Raw genomic sequence first — 387 nt, 5'->3', positions numbered from 1 at the left:
TGCTCGGCCAGCAGGCGAGGCATCTCGGTCAGAGAGACCGTACCGCTTGCTGGCTCACCCGCGCGAATGAACGCGAAAAGATCGAATGTACGAAAATCCACGAATCGAACCTGTCGAACGCGTTGCTGTTGGTGCGCAAACCGGATCAACCGCCCGCAGCGCCGCCTGACACCTTGCGCCTGGGCGCCCGGTTTGCGACACTGCGCGGCCAATCCGCGAAACCCGGGATTATAGCGGGCAGAAACCTCTGGCGTCAAAAGGTTTTGCTCAAAATCCACTGCATCTTCAAGCACTTATGACTTCTGCATCGCGTCCGCCGCTCATTCTGGCCTCCAGCTCACCATATCGGAGGGAATTGCTCGAACGCCTGCGCCTGCCGTTTGAGAT

General features: G+C 58.9%; 1 protein-coding gene. It reads left to right on the top strand.

The window, feature by feature from the left end; genetic code table 11:
• Positions 1-299: hypothetical protein (locus I6F21_RS38505; protein ID WP_225184488.1), on the top strand; the 299-nt coding region annotated here is incomplete at its 5' end.
• Positions 300-387 lie beyond the last annotated feature (88 nt).

Origin of the sequence: Bradyrhizobium sp. NBAIM03 (genome assembly GCF_020194055.1) — a bacterium.
In the GTDB taxonomy this organism is placed as follows: domain Bacteria; phylum Pseudomonadota; class Alphaproteobacteria; order Rhizobiales; family Xanthobacteraceae; genus Bradyrhizobium; species Bradyrhizobium yuanmingense.
Note: the sequence above shows the minus strand (reverse complement) of the source record. Positions and strands in the feature narration are given on the sequence as shown.